Origin of the sequence: Streptomyces sp. NPDC048411 (assembly GCF_040704695.1) — a bacterium.
Taxonomy (GTDB): Bacteria; Actinomycetota; Actinomycetes; order Streptomycetales; family Streptomycetaceae; genus Streptomyces.
On record NZ_JBEZKL010000032.1, the window covers coordinates 46,377 to 65,506 of the forward strand.

The following is a 19,130-nucleotide window of genomic DNA, read 5'->3' on the forward strand; positions in this document are numbered from 1 at the left end:
CCGCCTCGGTGCCGTTGTGCTTGCCCTCGGGGGGCTGGCTCACACTCTCTGGCACGGAGTTCATGAACCCGGGCATGCCCTTGCCTTCGGGGTGCTCATCACCGTCGGCGAGCTCGCCCGCTGGGGTGCGCTGCCCGGGGAGCGGGAGCCCGCGCCGCTCGGGGCCGCCGGCGCGCTCGCGTACGCCCTGCTCGGCCGCAGTGGCGGGCAACCCACCACCCACGGGGTCCTCCAGGTCGTCGCCGTCCTCGTCGCCGCGCAGCTTGTCGCCGCCGTGCCCCACGTGGCGCGCGGCAGCGGGCCCACCGCCGATCAGCTCGCCCGGCGGATCGTCACCGTCTCGTTCGCCGCCGTGTGCTTCCAGCCGCTCTACAACTCCGGCCGGACCGCCGACTGGTTCGGCGACGGCCCGTTCTTCGCACTCTTCCTTCTCGTCCTGCTCGGGCTCACCTCCCTGTGCGACGCCGTGCTCGGCGCCCTGTTGCTGCGCTCCGGCACCCTCCCCCACGGCTACCGGAGCAGGGGCGGCACCTCCATCCCGTACGGGCCGCTGCTCCGCGACGAGCTGCGCGCCTTTCTCGGCATCGGTTCGGCGGTCTGTGCGACCGGTGCGGTGATGGCTCTCGGGGTCGCCGTCGCCGGGCTGTGGGCGCTGCCCGTGCTCTGCGTACCGCTGCTGCTGACCCAGGTGTCGTTCCGCAGGTTCGTCGCCGTGCGCACCACCTACCGGCAGACCATCGCCTCGCTCGCCCGGTCCACCGAGATCGCCGGCTACACCCCCCACGGGCATGCCCGCAGAGTGGCGGTCCTCTGTACGGCCGTCGGTCGGGAGCTGGGGCTCTCCGGGGCCGAACTCACCGTGCTGGAGTACGCCGCACTGATGCACGACATCGGTCAGCTCTCCCTCGTCGACCCCGTGCCCGACGGGGCGACCGCCCCGCTGCCCGCCGCGGAGCAGCGCCGGATCGCGCTGCTGGGCGGGGCCGTGGTTCGGCAGACCGGCGTGGACTCCGAGATCGCCGTCGTGGTGGAGCGGCAGGCCGACCCGTACCGCGAGCAGCCGCTGCCCGCCCGGATCGTCCGCGCCGTCAACGCATACGACGACCTGTGCGGGGAAGGTCTCAGCGGCCCGCTCGGCGCTCTGGAACGGCTCCGGCTCGGAACCGCCCACGACTACCAGCCGGAGGTGGTCGAATCGCTTGCCAGGGTCCTGGCCCGGGGCGGTCTGACCCCCGTCCCACCTGGGTAACCCATGGGTAATGAGCGGGCGTCCTGCCAGGCATGGTTGGATGCGAAGGAGAGCGCAAGAACGAGGGTGTCCAGTCGGGACAGGCGGGAATCGTGAGGATCTTCGGGAAGGTACGGCATCGGCCCTCCGCCTCTTGGCGGCAGGCCACGGACCGCGCGTTCACGCTGATCGGCGACGGCCGGTACGAGGACGCGGGCGCACTGCTGACACGGGCGGCGGACCTGGAACCCTGGCTCTCCGAGTCATGGTTCAACCTGGCGCTGCTGCACAAATTCCGGCATGACTGGGAGCAGGCGAGGGCGGCCGGGCTGCGCGCCGTCGCGCTCCTCGACAAGGAGTCCGGCGCCCCCGACTGGTGGAACGTCGGGATCGCCGCCACCGCCCTGCAGGACTGGCCCCTGGCCCGCCGCGCCTGGCAGGCGTACGGCCTGAAGGTGCCGGGCGCCGGCCAGCACACCGCGGCGGCGAACAGCGAGCCGGTCGGTATGGAGCTGGGCAGCGCGGCCGTGCGGCTGTCGCCCGAGGGCGAAGCCGAGGTCGTCTGGGGCCGCAGGCTGGATCCGGCCCGGATGGAAGTGCTGTCGATCCCGCTGCCCTCCTCCGGGCGGCGCTGGGGCGAGGTCGTCCTCCACGACGGGGTGCCGCACGGCGAGCGGGTCACCGCGGCGGGCCCCTCGTACCCCGTGTTCGACGAGATCGAGCTCTGGGCTCCGTCCCCCGTACCCACCTGGGTGGTGCTCCTCGAAGCTGCCACGGAGGCGGACCGGGACGCTCTGGAGCAGCTGGCGTCCGATGCCGGGTTCGCCGCCGAGGACTGGTCGTCATCCGTGCGGCTGCTCTGCCGGGCCTGTTCCGAGAGCCGGATGGAGAGCGACGAGGGTGACGGCGAGCATCTCGACCCGCACGACCACAGCGAGCCCGGCCATCCGGGACCGCTCGGCCACCGCACCGCCGGAGGTCTGTGGGTGCCGGAGCGCGAGTGCGGGATAGCGGCACCGGCCGGGCTGGTGCGGGGACTGCTGGACGGCTGGGTGGCGGACAGCCCGGACAGCCGTGAGTGGCGGGATCTCGAAGAAGTCTGCTGAGCCGTGCGTCCGCGGCCCGGCCGTAACGGCCTCCCCCACGATCGGGAGCCCGCTCCCCGCCGCGGGGGAGGCCGTTACGCTGTACGGGCATCGATTCAGGTTTTGAGGAAGGCGTACGGCGGACATGGCGCAGCAGGAGACGGACGAGCAGATCAGCGTCGACGAAGAAGGCTTCGTCGTGGACACCGAGGACTGTGAGGCGCGCGAGGCGGCGTACCGCGAGCGCGGGACCTCCCGTCCGATCACGGTCGTGGGCAACCCGGTGCTGCACAAGGAGTGCAAGGACGTCACCGAGTTCGGCGACGAGCTGGGCCGGCTGATCGACGACATGTTCGCCAGCCAGCGGACGGCGGAGGGCGTGGGCCTGGCCGCCAACCAGATCGGCGTGGACCTCAAGGTCTTCGTCTACGACTGCCAGGACGACGACGGCGTGCGGCATGTGGGCGCCGTCTGCAACCCGGTGCTCGAAGAGCTGCCGCCGGAGGAGCGCATCCTCGACGACTCCAACGAGGGCTGTCTCTCCGTCCCGACCGCGTACGCCTCGCTGGCCCGCCCGGACTATGCGGTGGTGCGCGGCCAGGATGCCAAGGGCAACCCGGTCAAGATCCGCGGCAACGGCTACTTCGCGCGCTGCCTCCAGCACGAGACGGACCATCTGTACGGCTACCTGTACATCGACCGGCTCTCGAAGCGGGACCGCAAGGACGCGCTGCGGCAGATGGCGGAGAACACGCCGCGCTACGAGATCGTGCCGAACGACTAGGGCGTGCCAGGCGCCGCCTGGCAGGCGGGACTTTCGAAAAACGCCCTTGATCAGGGGGCAGGTCCGAAGATGATCGGGCGACTTCGGAAACGGCGGTCGGACCGCGGAAGGTGCGGCGGTAAGCGTTCGGAGTGGTTCCCAGGGACTTGACGAACTGATGGCGCAGCGCCGCCGCATTTCCGAAGCCGGTGCGTCCGGCGATCGTGTCCATCGTTCCCTCGGAGGTCTCCAGTAAGCGCTGTGCCGGCAGGACCCGTTGGCGCAGCAACCAGCGGTACGGGGTGGAAGGGGCCGGCCCCGCCGCCCACGCGGCAGGACCGGCCCCGCACCTCATCGCACTAGAAGTCGTCGTCGAAGGCGACCGAGCCCTCCACCGCCACCTGGTACGCGGACGGCCGGCGCTCGAAGAAGTTCGTGAGCTCCTGGACACCCTGCAGCTCCATGAACGAGAACGGGTTCTCGGAGCCGTACACAGCCGGGAAGCCGAGCCGGGTGAGCCGCTGGTCGGCGACGCACTGCAGGTACTCGCGCATCGACTCGGTGTTCATGCCCGGCAGACCGTCGCCGCACAGGTCGCGGCCGAACTGCAGCTCCGCGTCGACGGCCTCCTTCAGCATGTCGGTGACCTGCTGCTGGAGGGCGTCGTCGAAGAGCTCGGGCTCCTCCTTGCGGACGGTGTCCACGACCTCGAACGCGAAGTTCATGTGCATCGTTTCGTCACGGAAGACCCAGTTGGTCCCCGTGGCGAGGCCGTGCAGCAGACCGCGCGAGCGGAACCAGTAGACGTAGGCGAACGCGCCGTAGAAGAAGAGCCCCTCGATGCACGCCGCGAAGCAGATCAGGTTCAGCAGGAAGCGACGGCGGTCGGCCTGCGTCTCCAGCCGCTCGATCTTCTCGACCGAGTCCATCCACTTGAAGCAGAACTGCGCCTTCTCGCGGATGGAGGGGATCTCCTCCACCGCGTCGAACGCGGCCGCACGGTCGTCCGGGTCGGGCAGATAGGTGTCGAGCAACGTCAGATAGAACTGGACGTGCACGGCCTCCTCGAAGAGCTGACGCGACAGGTACAGCCGCGCTTCCGGGGAGTTGATGTGCTTGTACAGGGTGAGTACGAGGTTGTTGGAGACGATCGAGTCACCGGTCGCGAAGAACGCGACGAGCCGGCCGATCATGTGCTGCTCGGCGGGTGTCAGCTTGGCGAGGTCGGCGACGTCGGAGTGGAGGTCGACCTCCTCGACCGTCCAGGTGTTCTTGATCGCGTCGCGGTAGCGCTCGTAGAAGTCCGGGTAGCGCATGGGCCGCAGGGTCAGTTCGAAGCCCGGGTCGAGCAGATTCTTGTCGGTCGAGCTCATCACTGGCAGGCCTCGCAGGACTCGGGGTTTTCGAGGGAGCAGGCGATCGCGTCCGCGTCGGGAGCCGAGGCCTGCTGCGCGGGAAGGGAAGCGGCGGCCGCGGCCCGGCCGGACGCCGCCCGGGCGATTCGGGTGGCCGGGCGCGAGCGCAGGTAGTACGTCGTCTTCAGCCCCTGCTTCCAGGCGTACGCGTACATCGAGGAGAGCTTGCCGATCGTCGGCGTCTCCAGGAACAGGTTCAGCGACTGGCTCTGATCCAGGAACGGCGTACGCGCCGCCGCCATGTCGATCAGACCGCGCTGCGGGATCTCCCATGCCGTGCGGTACAGCGCCTGTACGTCCTCCGGGATCCAGGCGAAGCCCTGCACCGAGCCGCTCGCCTCGCGCAGCGCCTCGCGGGTCCGCGCGTCCCATACGCCCAGCTCCTTCAGCTCGTTCACCAGATAGGCGTTGACCTGGAGGAACTCACCGCTGAGCGTTTCGCGCTTGAAGAGGTTGGAGACCTGCGGCTCGATGCACTCGTACACCCCGGCGATCGAGGCGATCGTGGCGGTCGGAGCGATCGCGAGCAGCAGCGAGTTGCGCATGCCGGTCTTCGCGATCCTGGCGCGCAGCGCGTCCCAGCGCTCCGGCCAGCTCAACTCGGTGTCGTAGTGGTCGGGGTGCAGCACGCCGCGGGCGGCGCGCGTCTCGGACCAGGCGGGCAGCGGACCGGACCGCTCGGCGAGGTCGCAGGACGCCTCGTACGCGGCGAGCATGATCCGCTCGGAGATCTTCGTGGAGAGCGCGCGGGCCTCGGGGGAGTCGAACGGCAGCCGCAGCCGGAAGAAGACGTCCTGGAGCCCCATCGCGCCCAGCCCCACTGGACGCCAGCGGGCGTTGGAGCGGCCGGCCTGCTCGGTCGGGTAGAAGTTGATGTCGACGACCCGGTCGAGGAACGTCACGGCGGTACGGACGGTGGAGTCCAGCCGCTCCCAGTCGATGTCGCCGTCGGCCACGAACGAACCGAGGTTGACCGAACCGAGGTTGCAGACGGCGGTCTCGCCGTCGTCGGTGACTTCGAGGATCTCGGTGCACAGGTTCGACGAGTGGACGACGCGACCCGGCTCGGCGGTCTGGTTGGCCGTCCGGTTGGAGGCGTCCTTGAACGTCATCCAGCCCTGACCGGTCTGCGCGAGCGTCCGCATCATCCGGCCGTACAGCTCACGCGCGGGCATCGACTTGCGGGCCAGGCCCTTGGCCTCGGCGGCCCGATACGCGGCGTCGAACTCGTCGCCCCACAGGTCGACCAGTTCCGGCACATCGGCGGGGGAGAACAGCGACCAGTCGCCGTCCGCGTCGACCCGGCGCATGAACTCGTCCGGGATCCAGTGCGCCAGGTTGAGGTTGTGCGTACGCCGCTGGTCCTCGCCCGTGTTGTCGCGCAGCTCCAGGAATTCCTCGATGTCCGCGTGCCACGTCTCCAGGTAGACGGCGGCGGCGCCCTTGCGGCGGCCGCCCTGGTTCACTGCGGCGACCGAGGCGTCGAGCGTCTTCAGGAACGGCACGATGCCGTTGGAGTGCCCGTTGGTGCCGCGGATCAGCGAACCGCGGGCGCGGATCCGGGAGTACGAGAGGCCGATGCCGCCCGCGTGCTTGGAGAGCCGCGCCACCTGGTGGTAGCGGTCGTAGATGGAGTCGAGCTCGTCCAGCGGTGAGTCCAGCAGATAGCAGGAGGACATCTGCGGGTGCCGGGTGCCGGAGTTGAAGAGTGTGGGGGAGGAGGGGAGGTAGTCGAGGCGGCTCATCAGACCGTACAGCGCGGCGACTTCGTCCAGTGCGCGCACCGACTCGTCCTCGGCGAGGCCGGCGGCGACGCGCAGCATGAAGTGCTGCGGCGTCTCGATGACCTGGCGGGTGAGCGGGTGGCGCAGCAGGTAGCGGCTGTGCAGTGTCCGCAGCCCGAAGTAGCCGAACCGGTCGTCGGCGCCGTCGGCGAGGGACTGCTCGACCAGCGCGTCGAGCCGGGCCGTGTGGAGCGCCACGAACGCGGCCGTACGGTCCGCGACCAGACCCTCGCGGTGGCCGACGGCGACCGAGGCGGAGAACGACAGCGCGCCCTGACCGGCCGCCTCGTCCGCGATGGTGCGGGTCAGGAGGCGGGCGGCGAGCCGGGAGTACGCGGGGTCCTCGGCGATCAGACCCGCGGCGGCCTCGGTGGCCAGCGCGCGCAACTCCGCCTCGTCCGACGCGGCGTTGCGGCCGCGCAGCGCGGCGGCGGCGACGCGGCCGGGGTTGGTGTCGGGCAGATCGGCAGTGAGGTCGGTCAGGGTCCGCAGCAGTGCGGTCCCGGGTCCGTCGTTCGTGCTTCCCGCGGACTCGGCGACTGAAGCCGGATCGGCTGGCGCGATGGTCACGTGGTGCTCTCCCTCGCTCGGCTCGGGGCCGGCGGGGGAGCGGGGCAGCCGCTCGGAGGAATGCCCGAAGAAGGAGGGCAGCACTGCGTGCGGCGTCCACCGGCCCATCCGCGAGGCCCGGACGTCTGGGCGTCCGGATCGGTCGAGCCGGACGCGCTGTCGGCAGGTCCTCGGACTTTCAGGGTGCGCAAAAGGGACCCGAATATACCGTTGCGGGACAGTTCCGGATTCGCACCGGATTTCCCTGCGGCGACAGCGAGCACGAGCATACATGTGGGGGCCGCCCGATGAGGCGGCCCCCACATGTTGTGTCGAATCGGTTCAGAGGCTCAGGCTGTACGTGAGCAGCGCGAGGCCCGCAAGGGGATCCCGGTCGCGTTCCGGCGTGCGTACGAAGTCGCGCCGATGGTAGATCCGGTGGGCGCCGGACATGGTCGGCTGGGCGGACAGGACGAGCTGCGCGACGCCCTCCGTGGCCCGTGCCCGGTCGAAACACGCCCTAGCCGGCGGATGGGCTCGCGTCGGGTGACGGGCTCGACTCGGGCCTGGCCGAGGGGAGTTCCACCTGGACGCCCGGGTCGCCCGCGTCCGCCGTGTAGTCCGCCGGGGAGGTCTCGTCGACGCCCGCCGGGGCCTTCACCGCGTTCAGGACGAAGGTCAGCACCACGGTCGCCACGGCGTTCAGCACGAACGCCGTCAGACCGATGTAGCCGATCTCGCCGATCCCCGGGATCTCCTTCGAGGAGCCGCCGAAGTGCGCCTGGGTCGGGCTTGCCACTCCGTATGCGGCGAGCGTGCCGTACACCATGCCGACCGCCCAGCCCGCGAGCAGCGCCCAGCGGTGGAACCACCGGGTGAACAGGCCGCCGACCAGTGCCGGGAACGTCTGCAGGATCCAGATCCCGCCGAGCAGCTGGAAGTTGATCGCGACCGTCTTGTCCATGGTGAGGACGAAGACGAGCGCACCGACCTTCACCAGCAGCGACACCAGCTTGGAGACCTTCGTCTCCTGGGCCGGGGTGGCGTCGGGCTTCAGGAAGTCCTTGTAGATGTTCCGGGTGAAGAGGTTCGCCGCGGCGATCGACATGATCGCGGCGGGGACCAGCGCGCCGATGCCGATCGCGGCGAACGCCACGCCGGCGAACCAGTCGGGGAACATGTTCTCGAACAGCTGCGGGATCGCCAACTGTCCGTTGTCCACCTTGACTCCGGCGGCGATCGCCATGAAGCCGAGCAGCGCCAGCAGGCCCAGCATCAGCGAGTACAGCGGGAGGATCGTGGTGTTGCGCCGGATCACATTGCGGCTGCGGCTGGAGAGCGTCGCCGTGATCGAGTGCGGATACATGAACAGTGCCAGCGCCGAGCCCAACGCCAGAGTGGCGTAGGTCCATTGGTTGGCCTCGGCGGGAGCCAGCGCGCCGGTCGGTTTCCCTCCAGGCGGGCCCGCGAACTTCTCCTGCGCGGCGGCGAAGATGTCGTGGAATCCGCCCAGCTTGATCGGGATGTAGATGATCGCCACCGCGATGACCAGATAGATCAGCCCGTCCTTGACGAACGCGATCAGCGCGGGCGCCCGCAGACCGGACGAGTACGTGTACGCGGCGAGCACCGCGAACGCGATCAGCAACGGCAGGTCCTTGACGAACCAGTTGGTGTTCTCGCCGCCGCCGACGCCCATCACGTCCAGTACCGCCTGGATGCCGACGAGCTGGAGCGCGATGTACGGCATCGTGGCGAGGATGCCGGTGACGGCGACCGCCAGCGACAGCCCCTTCGAGCCGAAGCGCCCACGGACAAAGTCCGAGGTGGTCACGTACCCGTGCTTGTGCGAGACCGACCACAGCCGCGGCAGGAAGGTGAAGATCAGCGGGTACACGAGGATGGTGTACGGCACCGCGAAGAAGCCGGCCGCGCCCGCCGTGTAGATCAACGCGGGAACGGCTACGAAGGTGTACGCGGTGTACAGGTCGCCGCCGAGCAGGAACCAGGTGACCCAGGTGCCGAACGACCGTCCGCCCAGGCCCCATTCGTCGAGGCTGGCCTCGTTCTCGGCCTTGCGCCAGCGCGCCGCCAGGAAGCCCATGACCGTGACGGCCACGAAGAAGAAGATGAAGACGCCGAGCGCGACGCCGTTCACGCCGTCCTTCATGCCGACGCACCCCCCTTGCGGGCGCGCTGGTCACGCTGCCAGAGCTTGTACGCGACCATCGTGAGCGCCGTGGAGATCAGCACCCAGACCATCTGGTACCAGTAGAAGAACGGGATTCCGATGAAGGTGGGGTCCACCTTCGCGTACGAACCCACCCAGAGCATCGCCACGAACGGGGCGGCGAGACAGAGGGCGATGAGTACTCTCACCGGTGTGACCGTCGGTGGTTTCGCGTCTGTTTCCTCGGGCATGTGGTGCCTCCGTCCCCTCGCTGATCACCTGTTGTAACGCGCAGGCAATCTAGGGGAGTCTTCCGGTCACCGTCACCCCCTGCCCGGCAAAAGTGTGACGGAGCCGCTGGAGGGATTCTGCCCGGGGGACCGACTCCTGATGCTCTGTCCGCGTCTGGACAGTTGTCCGGTCAGGAGCCGGTCCGCGGTCTCAGTCGGTCGGCCGCTTCAGACGCGCCACGAACTTGTAACGGTCGCCGCGGTACACCGACCGCACCCATTCGACCGGTTCGCCGCGTCCGTCCAGGGAGTGACGGGACAGCATGAGCATCGGCAGCCCCACGTCCGTACCGAGCAGACCGGCTTCCCGCGGGGTGGCGAGCGAGGTCTCGATCGTCTCCTCGGCCTCGGCGAGCCGTACGTCGTAGACCTCGGCCAGCGCGGTGTAGAGGGAGGCGTACTTCACCAGCGAACGACGCAACGCGGGAAAGCGTTTGGCCGAAAGGTGCGTGGTCTCGATGGCCATCGGTTCACCGCTGGCCAGGCGGAGTCGCTCGATCCGCAGCACCCGGCCGCCGGTCGTGATGTCCAGCAGCCCGGCGAGGGTGTCGTCGGCGGTGACATATCCGATGTCCAGGAGTTGAGAGGTCGGTTCCAGCCCCTGGGCGCGCATGTCCTCGGTGTACGAGGTGAGCTGCAGGGCCTGCGAGACCTTCGGCTTGGCCACGAACGTGCCCTTGCCCTGGATGCGCTCCAGCCGGCCCTCCACGACCAGCTCCTGGAGCGCCTGGCGCACGGTGGTGCGCGAGGTGTCGAACTCGGCGGCGAGGGTCCGCTCCGGTGGCACCGGGGTGCCGGGCGGCATGGTGTCCGTCATGTCGAGGAGGTGGCGCTTCAGCCGGTAGTACTTCGGGACCCGTGCGGTGCGTGTGGCCGCGCCCGCGCCCGTCTCGTTCTCCGTACTGCCCCCGTCGGCACTCATAGCCCGCCTTCCCGACTGCTGCGTTGCTGCCGTCACCTGCTCCTCCGTCTGTTGCGGCTCACATGGTGGCACGGTCCGGTCACGGCTCGTGGCCCTCCCTCAGGTGTCGGTCCTGTAACGGACGCGAGTGCACTTCTTATACACCCTTGACACCCCTAAAGGTCTAGGCCAAGCTCCGAGTACTGGTCTAAACCATTAAAGACCAGGTCCCAGCCCCACGGGCAGTACCCGTCGTATGCAATTGTGCGACGGACGGCGATCTCGGGTGGTGGGGGGAATTCTCTTGCATCCCTGAGGAGGGTGTCGTGAAGCGCGGACTCATCGCGGCCATCGGTGTGGTGGCTCTCTTGGCCGGTGCCACTGCCTGTGGCTCGGACGACAAGACCGACAGCAGCAGCAAGAAGACCGGGCCCGACAGCTACAAGGGCCAGACGCTGACTGTCTGGGCCATGGACGGCTCCACGCCTCCCGGCTGGACCAAGGACCTCACCGCCGCCTTCAAGAAGCAGACCGGCGCCACGCTGAAGTTCCAGACCCAGAAGTGGGATGGCATTCAGCAGAAGATCACGACGGCTCTCTCCGAGTCGGCCCCGCCGGACGTCATCGAGGTCGGCAACACCCAGACCCCGGCCTACGCGGCCACCGGTGGCCTCGCCGACCTGAGCGACCTCAAGCAGGAGATCGGCGGTGACTGGGTCGACGCGCTCAACAAGTCCTCCGTCTTCGATGGCAAGCAGTACGCCGCCCCGTGGTACTTCGCCAACCGCGTCGTCATCTACAACAAGAAGGTCTGGGCCGACGCCGGCATCACGGACACCCCGAAGACGCGCGACGAGTTCTTCAAGGACCTCGACGCCATCAAGAAGAAGGGCAAGGCCGAGCCGATCTACATGCCCGGCCAGAACTGGTACTTCTTCGACGGCCTGACCATCGGCCAGGGCGCGGACCTCGTGAAGAAGGAAGGCGACACCTACGTCTCCAACCTCTCCGACCCCAAGGTCACCGCGGCCATGGAGCTCTACAAGAAGTACCAGTCCTACTCCAAGGCCCCCAAGGACAAGGACGAGGCCACCCCGCAGCAGGCCGAGGTCTTCGCCAAGGGCAAGGTCGGTGCCTTCATCGGCATGGGCTGGGAGGCCGGCACGGCCATCGCGGCCAACAAGAAGATCGAGAGCGACATCGGCTACTTCACCATCCCGGGTGAGACCGCCGACAAGCCCGAGGGCGTCTTCCTCGGTGGCTCCAACTTCGCGGTAGCCGCGGGCAGCAAGAAGCAGGACCTCGCCAAGGAGTTCCTGAAGCTCGCTCTGTCCGACCAGTTCGAGGGCCAGCTGGCCAAGGAGAACGGCGTCATCCCGAACAAGGAGTCGCTCAACTCCAACCTGATCGGCAACGGCGCCGCCGAGGCCGCGGCCCCGGCCGCCGCCGGCGGTGGCACCACCCCGCTCATCCCCGAGTGGGCCGCTGTCGAGAACGCGCCGAACCCGATCAAGAGCTACATGACCGCGGTTCTGAACGGTAAGTCCCCGGCCGACGCCGCCAAGGCGGTCGAGGCGGAGATCAACAAGCGTCTCTCGCAGAAGAGCTGACCGCGCGCGCCGGGGGGCGGGCATCTGCCGCCCCCCGGCGCTCCCGCGTGACTCGACCGTACGGCCCAAGAAGAGATGGCGAGCATGTCAGTGCAGACCGAAACAGTGGACTCGGTCCCGGCAGCCGGCGTCCGCAAGGATGACGCCCCTCCGGGCGGCCCTGCCGCATCGAGCATGGAGCGGGCCGGTGGATCCGCCCCCTACCTCCTCCTCCTGCCCGCACTGCTCGCCACAGCGGTGCTCCTGGGCTACCCGCTGGTCAAGAACGGCATGCTGTCGTTCCAGAACCTCAACCCACGCCAGCTGATTCTCCACCTGACCGAGTGGAACGGCGTCGACAACTACAAGGAAATCCTCGGCAGCTCGGACTTCTGGAAGGTCGTCGAGCGGTCGGTCCTCTTCACCGCCGCCAACGTCGTCCTGATCATGCTGCTCGGGATGCTGGTCGGCCTGCTGCTCGCGCGGCTGGGCAAGATGATGCGACTGCTGCTCATGCTGGGCCTGGTGCTCGCCTGGGCCATGCCGATGATCGCGGCGACCACGGTCTACCAGTGGCTGTTCGCCCAGCGGTTCGGTGTCGTCAACTACGTCCTCGACAGCCTCGGCTGGCACTCGATGGCCGACTTCAACTGGACGAGCAGTCAGTTCTCCACCTTCTCGCTGGTCACCCTGGTGATCGTCTGGCAGTCCATCCCGTTCGTGGCGATCAACCTGTACGCCGCGTCGACGACGATCCCCAAGGAGCTGTACGAGGCCGCCTCGCTCGACGGCGCCGGATCCTGGAAGAGCTTCACCTCGGTGACGCTCCCGTTCCTCAAGCCGTTCCTGCTGGCCACGACGTTCCTCGAAGTCATCTGGGTCTTCAAGTCCTTCGCCCAGCTCTTCGCGATCAACGGCGGCGGCCCGGACCGGCTCACCGAGACCCTGCCCGTCTACGCGTTCGTCGAAGGCGTCGGCAACCAGCACTTCGGCATGGGCGCGGCCATCTCGTTCCTGACGATCATCGTCCTGCTGGCGATGACCGGTTACTACCTGCGCACCGTACTCAAGCAAGAGGAGGACGAGCTGTGAGGCGCTCACTGTTCGGCCGGATCTGGCCCAACCTGACGGCTGTCGTCCTCTTCATAGGCTTCGCCTTCCCCGTCTACTGGATGTTCAGCACGGCGTTCAAGCCGACCGGCGACATCATCACCGACACCCCGGTGTGGTTCCCCACCGACATCACCCTCGGGCACTTCAAGAAGGCCGTCGCGGCCGACCACTTCTGGACCCTGGTCGGCAACTCGTTCACGGTGACGATCCTTTCCGTGGCCGCCTCGCTGGTGATCGCGCTGCTGGCGTCCTTCGCGATGGCGCGCATGCGCTTCAAGGGACGCCGTGGCATCCTGCTGACGTTCATGATCGCGCAGATGGCGCCGTGGGAAGTCATGGTCATCGCGATCTACATGTTGGTCCGCGACGCGGACATGCTGAACAGCCTGGTCCCGCTGACGGTCTTCTACATGATGATGGTCCTGCCCTTCGCCGTCCTGACGCTGCGCGGCTATGTCGCCGCGGTGCCCAAGGAACTGGAGGAGTCCGCCATGGTCGACGGCTGTACCCGCCCGCAGGCGTTCAGGAAGGTGATCCTGCCGTTGCTCGGCCCCGGTCTGATGGCGACCTCGCTCTTCGGATTCATCACCGCCTGGAACGAGTTCCCGCTCGTCCTCATCCTCAACAAGGACATCGAGTCCCAGACCCTGCCGCTCTGGCTCTCTCAGTTCCAGACCGCGTTCGGTGACGACTGGGGGGCGACCATGGCTGCCTCCTCGCTCTTCGCGATCCCGATCCTGATCCTCTTCATCTACTTGCAGCGCAAGGCCGTCAGCGGTCTTACCGACGGCGCCGTGAAGGGATAACGCCGCGTCATGACCACACTCACTTCCAGCACGGACACCGTCACGCGCGACGCCCTCGCCGTCCTGCAGCCGGGCTTCGCCGGCACCACCGCGCCGGACTGGCTGCTGCGCCGAGTCGGCGAGGGACTCTCCTCCGTCGGTCTGTTCGGCCGCAACATCGAGACGCCGGAGCAGCTCTCCGCGCTCACCGCCCAACTCCGGGCCGAGCGGGACGACGTACTCGTCGCGATCGACGAGGAGGGCGGTGACGTCACCCGGCTCGAGGTGCGTCACGGCTCGTCCTTCCCCGGCAACCTCGCACTCGGCGCCGTCGACGACCTGGGGCTGACCCGCGCGGTCGCCCAGGAGCTCGGCCGCCGACTCGCCGAGTGCGGCGTCAACCTCAACTGGGCGCCGTCCGCCGACGTCAACTCGAACCCGGGCAACCCGGTCATCGGCGTACGGTCCTTCGGAGCCGACCCGCACCTGGTCGCCCGGCACACCGCCGCGTACATCGAGGGACTCCAGGCCGCCGGGGTCGCCGCCTGCACCAAACACTTCCCGGGGCACGGCGACACCGCGGTCGACTCGCACCACGCGCTGCCCCGCATCGATGTGGACCTCGACACCCTGCACGCCCGTGAGCTGGTGCCTTTCCGGGCGGCGATCGCAGCGGGTTCCAAATCGGTGATGAGCGCGCATATTCTGCTTCCCGCGCTCGACCCCGACCGCCCGGCGACGCTGAGCCCGCAGATCCTCACCGGTCTGCTGCGCGAGGAACTGGGTTACGACGGGCTGATCGTCACCGACGGCATGGAGATGCAGGCCATCTCCTCGACGTACGGGATCGAGCGCGGTTCCGTCCTCGCGGTCGCCGCGGGCGCCGACGCGATCTGTGTCGGCGGCGGGCTGGACGACGAAGGCACCGTGCTGCGTCTGCGCGACGCGCTGGTCGCGGCGGTACGGACCGGCGAACTGCCCGAGGAGCGGCTGGCCGACGCGGCGGCACGGGTACGTTCCCTCGCGTCCTGGACGCAGCGGGCGCGGGAGGCCGTCCCGGAGCCGGGCGCGGTGACGCAGGAGAGGACCGCGCCCGGCACCGGTATCGCCTCCGACATCGGCCTGGTGGCCGCCCGTCGTGCGGTGCGGGTGACTGGCACGGCCGAACCGCTGACCGAGCCGGCGTACATCGCCGCGTTCACCCCGGTCGCGAACATCGCGGTCGGCGACGAGACCCCGTGGGGCATCGCGGCCGAACTGGCCCGGATCCTGCCGGGCACCGGCACCGACACCTGCAACAGCGAGACCGAGGCGCCCGTGACAGCGGTCCTGGACGCCGCGGGGGACCGTCGCATCGTCGCGGTCGTCCGCGACGCCCACCGCCACCCGTGGATGACGGACGCCGTGGACGCCCTGATCGCCGAGCGCCCCGACACGGTGGTCGTCGAAATGGGCGTCCCTCAGGAGTCCCCGAGAGGCGCCCTGTACGTAGCCACTCATGGCGCAGCCCGAGTCTGCGGCCAGGCAGCCGCAGAGGCCATCACGGGATCATCAGGCCCGTCCGGATCCTGACACGGGAACGGTCCACACGCCGTCAGGGGTTCCGACCCCGGTCCGGCGTTCGAGGACGACGCGCCGGTCGTGCATCCGGCACACTCCGGCACACGAAAGGGCCGGGACACCCCACACGGTGCCCCGGCCCTTTCGAGCTCTCAGTGCCGTGACCGGCAGTGTGTGCCCCGTGAGGAGCGTCGTCCGGTGCGTGCGATCGCAAGGCGGCCGGACGTCCTGGGGTGGGGTCTCCCCTGCTCGTACGAAGCTGAGAGCTCGGGGAAGGAGCTACCAGGGCTTTTGGCCAACGTGGCGAGCGGGCGTGCCGGGCGGCGCGACGGGGTAAAGCCGGCCGGGAGGGGCATCAGGGCGTGTTTCGAACGTCCCGCCTGCCTGGCGACGCCTGGCACGCACGCTCGTTGCGTTGTCGGGTTCGCCCCGATACGCCCAGTGTCGGGGCGACCCTCCGCCTTGCGATCGCACGCACCAGACGCCGCCAGGCCCGCCTACGGGCGGACGGCGCTGCCTTCAGCACCCTCCTAGATCCCCTGCCACCGCGGCTTCGCCGCATACGTGGCCCGGAAGTATTCCGCCAGCTTCAGCTTCGACGCCGCGGCCTCGTCCACGACCACCGTCGCGTGCGGATGCAGCTGCAGGGCCGACGCCGGTACGAACGCCGCCACCGGCCCCTCCACCGTCAGCGCCACCGCCTCGGCCTTGCCCTCGCCCGTCGCCAGCAGGATCGGGTGGCGGGACTCCAGAATCGTGCCGATGCCCTGCGTGATGACGTGGTGCGGCACCTGGCTGATGTCGTTGTCGAAGAAGCGCGCGTTGTCGACCCGGGTCTGCTCGGTCAGCGTCTTGATCCGGGTGCGGGACGCCAGCGAGGAGCACGGCTCGTTGAAGCCGATGTGCCCGTCCGTGCCGATCCCGAGCAGCTGAAGGTCCACTCCGCCCGCAGCGGCCAGCGCCTTGTCGTAGGCCTCGCAGGCGGCCTGGACGTCCTCGGCGGAGCCGTCCGGGCCCATGAAGGACTCCTCGGACAGTCCGAGCGGCTCGACGACCTCGCGCAGCACCACCGAACGGTACGACTCGGGGTGGCCGGACGGCAGTCCGACGTACTCGTCGAGCTGACAGATGCGCGCACGCGAGGCGTCCACCTCGCCGGAGCGCACCTTGGCCGCCAGCGCCTGGTAGATGGGCAGCGGGGTCGAGCCGGTGGCAACGCCGAGAAGGGCGTCGGGCTTGCGGCTCAGCAGGGCGCCGATGGCTCCCGCGATGAGTTCGCCGCCTGCCTTGGCGTCCGGGACGATGACAACTTCCACGCGGGGCCTGCCGATCTGAAGAGTCTCGATATGTGGTATAGACCAATCTAATGCCAATCTAGCAGAGCCTGGCAACCCGCAGGCGACCTCCGGGTTCCCCTCGCGCGCCGTCCGGCCGCCGCCCGCTGGCGGCGCTCCCGAACCCCGTGGCCGGAGGGAGACGAGCTGCATCCCCGCCCTCTTCTCCTCCGGCGCCGATCTGCTGCACGGCCCGCTCGCCATGGTCGACAACATCTCCCCGGTGATCGACGTCGTCACGGACGGCCGGGGCGGCGAGGCCCTCCAGCAGGTCCTGGACCGGCTGGAGGGCCTCGGTGCGATCCTCTTCGTGGTCGGCCCCAAGGCCCAGGTGGAAGCGGCGCCCGCGGGATTCGTACTACCGACGCCCGGGGTCGCCGAGGATGTCCAGCCGATCCTGGAGATCCTGCCGCTGCAGATGCCGGCGCACGAGGTGGCGATCGCCCGCGGCCAGGACCCGGACGTGCCCCGTGCCCTGGCCAAGGTCACCGAGACCCGCTGACCGTGCCGGTCTCCGGCGGGAGGCCCGCAGAAACACCCGCGGGCCGCGGCGCCAGGACGGGACCCTCAGCCCGTCCGGCACCGCAGCCCGGAGTAGGACCGACCACCGCCTGGGGGGGGCGGCGTCGCGGGGCTGGGCGCGCACATCTGCGGCGTTGTCGTCAATCACCAACGCTCCGCGTTGGTTCAATCCTCCGCCTTGCAGCTGTACGTACCCAGTCCCGCTCCTTCTTCCACCCCCAGGCGCCGGACGGTCTGCTCGGCCGACGGTGTGCGGTGCCCCCGGCCGGGGGAGGTACCGGCGCAGTCAGGGCAGAGAGCGCGGGTACCTCGATCCACTCTCCTGTGCGGGGAGAGCGGAAGCTCTGTCTTGAGCATTGTGGACTAGACCATTCTCGTCTGTCCATCCATCGGAGCACGCCAATTTCCGGCCCTCCTTCCCCTGCACGTACGGGCAGGTTGTTCGGTTCGGAGCCATCGCGTATCCACAGGTACGCTCGCACACGTGCCCTCCATGAACGACCTCGTCCGCCAGCACACAGCCCTCGGCGACACCGACCTCGAGTGGCTGCATCTGCTGGTCTCGGAGTGGCAGCTGCTCTCCGACCTGTCCTTCGCCGACCTCGTCCTGTGGGTGCCTACCCGCGACGGGACCCGCTATGTGTCCGTCGCCCAGATGCGGCCCAACACGGGACCCACCTCGTACCAGGACGACATGGTCGGCCATCTGGTGCCGCGCGGCCGCCGTCCGCTGCTGGACGCGGCGCTCGACGAGGGCCGGATCGTCCGCGAGGGCGACCCGGAGTGGCGCGAGGAGGTGCCGGTTCGGGTCGAGTCGATCCCCGTACGCCGTGAGGGCCGGGTTCTGGGCGTCATCGCCCGCAACACGAACCTCCTGACCGTCCGCACCCCTTCACGGCTGGAGCTCACCTATCTGCAGTCGGCCTCCGACCTGGCCCAGATGATCGCCGCGGGGGCCTTCCCGTTCCCGGGCCAGCAGGTCGACATGGATGCCTCGCCACGCGTCGGTGACGGTCTGATCAGGCTCGATGCCGACGGCGTCGTCCAGTACGCCAGCCCCAACGGCCTCTCCGCGTACCACCGCCTCGGTCTCGCCTCCGACCTCGTCGGACACCACCTCGGCCGGACCACCGCCGAACTCGCCCCCTCCCGCGGCCCGGTGGACGAGGCCCTGGTCAAACTGGCGAGCGGTTACGCGCCCCGCGAGTTCGAGGTCGAAGGCGCGGGCGGCGTGATCCAGCTCCGGGCGATCCCGCTCAAGCCCAAGGGAGTCCGGATCGGCTCCCTGGTCCTCCTCCGCGACGTCACCGAACTGCGTCGCCGCGAGCGCGAGTTGATCACGAAGGACGCCACCATCCGGGAGATCCACCACCGGGTGAAGAACAACCTCCAGACGGTGGCTGCCCTGTTGCGTCTGCAGGCCCGACGGATGGAGTCACCGCAGGGCCGTGAAGCCCTCAACGAGGCGGTACGGCGCGTCGGTTCGATCGCGATCGTCCATGAGACGCTGTCCCAGAATCTGGACGAGCGGGTCGAGTTCGACGAGATCGCCGACCGGGTCATCGCGATGGTCTCCGAGATCTCCCCGGGCCGGGTCGCCTGCCGGCGCAATGGGCGCTTCGGCATCCTCGATGCGGAAGTGGCCACTCCGCTCGCCATGGTGCTCACCGAGGTGCTGCAGAACGCCCTGGAACACGCGTTCACCGTCGGCCAGACCGGCACGGTCGAGGTCTCGGCGGTGCGCGGCGGCTTGTCGGCCGAGGCGCGATTGCTGATCACCGTCCAGGACGACGGGTGCGGGCTGCCCGAGGGGTTCGACCCGCAGCGGGCCGGAAACCTGGGGCTGCAGATCGTACGGACGCTGGTGGAGGGCGAGTTGAGCGGATCGTTCGGCATGGTCCCGGCCCCCGAGCGCGGCACCCGGGTGGTCCTCGACATTCCGGTCCGTGCGGAGAAGTGACCGGCCGCCGCCGCGGCGCACCCGGCAGACGCACGAACAGGAATGCGCAAAGCAGTGGGCCCGGACCGTTGATCACGGTCCG

Annotated in this window: 14 protein-coding genes, 3 pseudogenes and 1 riboswitch; of the genes and pseudogenes, 9 read left to right on the plus strand and 8 right to left on the minus strand. The window is 69.1% G+C overall.

From position 1 onward, the window contains the following. Window positions 1-16: 16 nt before the first annotated feature. From AB0915_RS14535 to def, 3 genes are all read left to right on the plus strand, one after another. The gene (locus AB0915_RS14535; RefSeq protein WP_366691417.1) at window positions 17-1,249 is read left to right on the plus strand and encodes an HD domain-containing protein; all 1,233 of its coding nucleotides are present in this window, start codon (window positions 17-19) and stop codon (window positions 1,247-1,249) included. Window positions 1,250-1,341: 92 nt separating this feature from the next. After that, the gene (locus AB0915_RS14540; protein ID WP_366136898.1) at window positions 1,342-2,334 is read left to right on the plus strand and encodes a hypothetical protein; all 993 of its coding nucleotides are present in this window, start codon (window positions 1,342-1,344) and stop codon (window positions 2,332-2,334) included. Window positions 2,335-2,458: 124 nt separating this feature from the next. Further along, entirely contained in the window at window positions 2,459-3,097 is a 639-nt protein-coding gene (def, locus tag AB0915_RS14545) for a peptide deformylase (protein WP_366691406.1), read from the plus strand. 76 nt (window positions 3,098-3,173) lie between these two features. Here the strand turns inward: def and AB0915_RS14550 are convergent. The 7 genes and pseudogenes from AB0915_RS14550 to AB0915_RS14580 all read right to left on the minus strand — a co-directional run. Then, a pseudogene (locus tag AB0915_RS14550) lies at window positions 3,174-3,383 on the minus strand (helix-turn-helix domain-containing protein); the annotation flags it as partial. A gap of 52 nt (window positions 3,384-3,435) precedes the next feature. Further along, entirely contained in the window at window positions 3,436-4,449 is a 1,014-nt protein-coding gene (locus AB0915_RS14555; RefSeq protein WP_358859732.1) for a ribonucleotide-diphosphate reductase subunit beta, read from the minus strand. Further along, window positions 4,449-6,845 carry a ribonucleoside-diphosphate reductase subunit alpha gene (locus AB0915_RS14560; protein WP_366691407.1) on the minus strand — a complete coding sequence of 799 codons (2,397 nt, stop codon included), beginning with the start codon at window positions 6,843-6,845 and terminating at the stop codon, window positions 4,449-4,451. Before AB0915_RS14560 ends, AB0915_RS14555 begins: the two co-directional genes overlap by 1 nt. Before the next feature lie 143 nt (window positions 6,846-6,988). Continuing rightward, window positions 6,989-7,127: riboswitch (cobalamin riboswitch) on the minus strand. Between the two features lie 39 nt (window positions 7,128-7,166). After that, a pseudogene (locus tag AB0915_RS14565) lies at window positions 7,167-7,346 on the minus strand (GNAT family N-acetyltransferase); the annotation flags it as partial. Further along, window positions 7,345-8,994, minus strand: coding sequence for a monocarboxylate uptake permease MctP (mctP, locus tag AB0915_RS14570; protein ID WP_366691408.1), 1,650 nt, complete (start codon window positions 8,992-8,994; stop codon window positions 7,345-7,347). The gene mctP and the pseudogene AB0915_RS14565, both read right to left, overlap by 2 nt. Beyond that, window positions 8,991-9,245, minus strand: a complete 255-nt coding sequence (locus AB0915_RS14575; RefSeq protein WP_327244425.1) for a DUF3311 domain-containing protein — start codon at window positions 9,243-9,245, stop codon at window positions 8,991-8,993. The genes mctP and AB0915_RS14575 overlap by 4 nt, the downstream gene beginning before the upstream one ends. Before the next feature lie 190 nt (window positions 9,246-9,435). Continuing rightward, window positions 9,436-10,206: a GntR family transcriptional regulator gene (locus AB0915_RS14580; protein WP_366691409.1), complete on the minus strand. Its 771-nt coding sequence runs from the start codon at window positions 10,204-10,206 to the stop codon at window positions 9,436-9,438. 305 nt (window positions 10,207-10,511) lie between these two features. On the opposite strand from AB0915_RS14580, the gene AB0915_RS14585 reads away from it, so the two are divergent. The 4 genes from AB0915_RS14585 (at window position 10,512) to AB0915_RS14600 (ending at window position 15,244) form a co-directional block, all read left to right on the plus strand. Continuing rightward, window positions 10,512-11,795 carry an extracellular solute-binding protein gene (locus AB0915_RS14585; RefSeq protein WP_366691410.1) on the plus strand — a complete coding sequence of 428 codons (1,284 nt, stop codon included), beginning with the start codon at window positions 10,512-10,514 and terminating at the stop codon, window positions 11,793-11,795. 84 nt (window positions 11,796-11,879) lie between these two features. Next, window positions 11,880-12,866, plus strand: coding sequence for a sugar ABC transporter permease (locus AB0915_RS14590; RefSeq protein WP_366691411.1), 987 nt, complete (start codon window positions 11,880-11,882; stop codon window positions 12,864-12,866). Beyond that, window positions 12,863-13,693 (plus strand): carbohydrate ABC transporter permease, encoded by an 831-nt coding sequence (locus tag AB0915_RS14595; RefSeq protein ID WP_366691412.1) that lies wholly within the window; start codon window positions 12,863-12,865, stop codon window positions 13,691-13,693. The genes AB0915_RS14590 and AB0915_RS14595 overlap by 4 nt, the downstream gene beginning before the upstream one ends. Before the next feature lie 9 nt (window positions 13,694-13,702). Next, a complete protein-coding gene (locus tag AB0915_RS14600; protein ID WP_366691413.1) occupies window positions 13,703-15,244 on the plus strand; it encodes a glycoside hydrolase family 3 protein in 1,542 nt (513 codons plus the stop codon). Between the two features lie 518 nt (window positions 15,245-15,762). Here AB0915_RS14600 and nagB read toward each other — a convergent pair. Further along, the gene (gene nagB / locus AB0915_RS14605; RefSeq protein ID WP_366691414.1) at window positions 15,763-16,548 is read right to left on the minus strand and encodes a glucosamine-6-phosphate deaminase; all 786 of its coding nucleotides are present in this window, start codon (window positions 16,546-16,548) and stop codon (window positions 15,763-15,765) included. Window positions 16,549-16,705: 157 nt separating this feature from the next. On the opposite strand from nagB, the pseudogene AB0915_RS14610 reads away from it, so the two are divergent. Together AB0915_RS14610 and AB0915_RS14615 are read left to right on the plus strand one after the other, a co-directional pair. Then, window positions 16,706-17,068: pseudogene (locus tag AB0915_RS14610) on the plus strand (glucosamine-6-phosphate deaminase); the annotation flags it as partial. Window positions 17,069-17,581: 513 nt separating this feature from the next. Then, window positions 17,582-19,048, plus strand: coding sequence for a PAS domain-containing sensor histidine kinase (locus AB0915_RS14615; protein ID WP_366691418.1), 1,467 nt, complete (start codon window positions 17,582-17,584; stop codon window positions 19,046-19,048). Window positions 19,049-19,130 lie beyond the last annotated feature (82 nt).

Bases quoted from the DNA above. Each gene is read 5' to 3' on its own strand.
- def (WP_366691406.1), top strand. From the start codon at position 2,459: ATGGCGCAGCAGGAGACGGACGAGCAGATCAGCGTCGACGAAGAAGGC.
- AB0915_RS14555 (WP_358859732.1), bottom strand. From the start codon at position 4,449: ATGAGCTCGACCGACAAGAATCTGCTCGACCCGGGCTTCGAACTGACC.
- mctP (WP_366691408.1), bottom strand. From the start codon at position 8,994: ATGAAGGACGGCGTGAACGGCGTCGCGCTCGGCGTCTTCATCTTCTTC.
- AB0915_RS14575 (WP_327244425.1), bottom strand. From the start codon at position 9,245: ATGCCCGAGGAAACAGACGCGAAACCACCGACGGTCACACCGGTGAGA.
- AB0915_RS14580 (WP_366691409.1), bottom strand. From the start codon at position 10,206: ATGAGTGCCGACGGGGGCAGTACGGAGAACGAGACGGGCGCGGGCGCG.
- AB0915_RS14590 (WP_366691411.1), top strand. From the start codon at position 11,880: ATGTCAGTGCAGACCGAAACAGTGGACTCGGTCCCGGCAGCCGGCGTC.
- AB0915_RS14600 (WP_366691413.1), top strand. From the start codon at position 13,703: ATGACCACACTCACTTCCAGCACGGACACCGTCACGCGCGACGCCCTC.
- AB0915_RS14615 (WP_366691418.1), top strand. From the start codon at position 17,582: ATGAACGACCTCGTCCGCCAGCACACAGCCCTCGGCGACACCGACCTC.